Below are 2,860 nucleotides of genomic sequence, written 5' to 3'. Positions count from 1 at the left end.
TCAAACCCGTCGCCGGTCTGGGCAGAAATCCACACACGCCAGGGCTGGCCATGCTCGTCTCGCTCAATGCGCGGGGCCTGGTCCAGGTTATCGACCTTGTTATAGACATGCAGCACCGGCAGCTTGTCACCACCGATTTCTTCCAGCACTTCATCGACGGCAGCGACATTGCTGTCGCGCTCTTCCGCGCTGCAATCGGTCACATGCAGCAGCAGGGTGGCGTTGACCGTTTCTTCCAGGGTGGCCCGGAATGCCTGCACCAGCCGGTGCGGCAGGTGACGGATAAAGCCCACGGTGTCCGCCAGAATGGCGGGGCCGACGCCCGGCACCTTCACCTTGCGCAGGGTCGGGTCCAGGGTGGCAAACAACTGGTCCGCCACATAGACATCACCAGTAGTAATGGCATTGAACAGGGTGGATTTCCCCGCATTGGTGTAGCCCACCAGGGAAATCAGCGGGGTTTCCGAGCGCTGTCGTGCCCGGCGGCCTTGAGCGCGCTGCTTACGGACCTTGTCCAGGCGCGATTCGATCCCACGAATACGGTCACGTAATAAACGGCGGTCCGTTTCCAGCTGGGTCTCACCCGGGCCACGCAGGCCGATACCGCCTTTTTGGCGCTCCAGGTGGGTCCAGCCCCGCACCAGGCGGGATGACAAATGACGCAACTGCGCCAGCTCAACCTGCAAGCGCCCCTCGTGGGTGCGCGCCCGCTGGGCGAAAATATCGAGAATCAACCCGGTACGATCCAGCACCCGGCATTTCACCACCCGTTCCAGGTTACGTTCCTGGCCCGGGCTCAGTGCATGATTGAACAGCACCACGTCAGCGTTGTACTCGCTCACCATGGCGGCCAACTCGTCGGTTTTGCCGGTGCCGATAAACAGGGCCGGGTCCGGGCGGTCGCGCTTGCCGGTCAACTCGGCCACCGGCTGCACGCCGCTGGAGGTCACCAGGTGATGAAATTCGTCCAGATCCTCACGCCCCATGGCATCGGGCAGCTCCAGATGAACCAGAATCGCCCGCTCACCCGCTTCGGTACGTGTTTGCTCTGTACGATCAAATAATTCCATAAGATCCGGATATGGGGACAGGTGGCCCTAGTTTAAACCAGGATGATGGTGGAAAGGCAGGAAATGCACAGGTTCTTCGTGGATTAGAGTGAACAACACCCTCCTGCCATTTGATTGCTTGTCGTGAACCGCTGACAGCTTGCCGACCGCTCAATGTCGAATGCCTGACGCAGAGACCATACAACCCGAATGGTTATCGCCCCCTTGTCCACGGCACCCAACATGGCTTCCCACAATGGAGCCCGTATTTTCAGGGGCTTCCCAAGAAGCTCAGCGCACAACGCACAGAGCCACCCGAAGGTGGCTCTGTCTGGGGCTTTACAGCGACACCCCATCAGGCGAAGCAGGCAGTGTTACTGATTGCCGTAGCCTTCATCTGCAGCCGGAGCACCCGCAGCACCCGCACCTGCAGCCATGGCCGGATTACCCGTTGCACGAGGGTTACGGGCCGGCACCACGGTAGAAATTGCGTGCTTGTACACCATCTGGCTGACTGCATTTTTCAGCAGCACGACATATTGGTCAAAAGACTCAATCTGCCCCTGCAACTTTATGCCGTTCACCAGGAAAATAGAAACCGGAATACGCTCCTTGCGCAGCGCGTTCAGGAAAGGGTCTTGTAGCGAGTGCCCCTTTGACATGGTAGATCTCCTTGAAATATCAGTAAAAAGTAGCGCCCAACACTTCGGGCAATCAGCGCGATGCAGCAGCGAAACCGTCCCAAACGGCCACTGCCTCCGCCCGGTGCGCCACCGGGCAAATTTTTGTCAACAACCCACACAAAAGGTTCCGGGTCCCGACCCATCCATGGCCGCGACACCATTCCCGAGTAACGTCGCAGACCTATGCAGTCATTGCATTATAAACCAAAACGCATGCTTTCAGGGCTAACTAAACACAGATTTACAGATCTTCGCAAGCTGCCCAAACAGCGCCTTTCGCTGTGACAGATCATTACTGTCGAACCACTGCAGATCCGGCCATTTTCGCAACCAGGTGAACTGGCGTTTGGCCAGCTGGCGGGTGGCGATAATACCCCGCTCCACCATGGTGTCGTAATCATACTGGCCGTCCAGATACTCCCACACCTGGCGATAGCCCACCGCCCGGATGCCCGGCAAGTCCGGATGCAGCTGTGGCTGCTGGCGCAGCCCTTCCACTTCGGCCAGCAAACCGGAGTCCAGCATGGCCCGAAAACGCAAGGCAATCTGCTCATGCAGCCAGGCCCTGTCCTGCGGGGCCAGCGCCATGCTAAGCACCGGATACGGTAATCCGCTGAACTGACTTAAACCATCCCGGTTCTTTATGACAGTTGTATGATGTTCCGCATGAAACGCCGACAACGGCCGACCGGTGAGGCGAAACACTTCCAGCGCCCGCTGCAACCGCTGCCGGTCCGTAGGCTTGAGCCGCGCTGCAGTCACCGGGTCCACCTCGGCCAGCGCCTGATGCACCGCCGGCCAGCCCTGCGCCTCGGCCAGGGCCGCAATCTCCGCCCGCACCCGCAGGTCCGCTTCCGGCAACGGTGCCAGCCCCTCCACCAGGGCCTTGAAATACAGCACCGTGCCGCCCACCAGCAACGGCAATTTGCCGTTGGCGTGGATCTGTTCAATCTGAGCGAGGGCATCAGCGCGAAAATCCGCAGCGGAATAGGGCTCGGTCAGATCACGAAAGCCCAGCAACCGGTGCGGCGCCAATGCCAGTTCTTCTTCAGTGGGGCGGGCCGCACCGATATTCAAGCCCTGATAGACCAGCGCCGAGTCCACATTGATGATTTCGATGGGCAGGGA

At 59.6% G+C, this 2,860-nt stretch carries 3 protein-coding genes; all 3 read right to left on the bottom strand.

The genetic code is table 11. The features are described 5' to 3' along the window. Positions 1-1,070 (bottom strand): ribosome rescue GTPase HflX (hflX, locus tag A3754_RS05450; RefSeq protein WP_063519030.1); only part of this gene is annotated, 1,070 nt, incomplete at its 3' end. A gap of 353 nt (positions 1,071-1,423) precedes the next feature. Beyond that, positions 1,424-1,711 (bottom strand): RNA chaperone Hfq, encoded by a 288-nt coding sequence (gene hfq, locus A3754_RS05445; RefSeq protein ID WP_063519029.1) that lies wholly within the window; start codon positions 1,709-1,711, stop codon positions 1,424-1,426. 246 nt (positions 1,712-1,957) lie between these two features. After that, on the bottom strand, positions 1,958-2,860 hold a 903-nt coding region (gene miaA / locus A3754_RS05440), incomplete at its 5' end, for a tRNA (adenosine(37)-N6)-dimethylallyltransferase MiaA (protein WP_231880501.1).

The organism is Alcanivorax sp. HI0083, assembly GCF_001635175.1.
The sequence above is the reverse complement of the archived record's forward strand: the minus strand, read 5'-3'. Positions and strand labels throughout refer to the sequence as shown.

Excerpts from the sequence above, each read along its gene's own strand:
- hfq (WP_063519029.1), bottom strand. The coding sequence starts at position 1,711 with ATGTCAAAGGGGCACTCGCTACAAGACCCTTTCCTGAACGCGCTGCGC.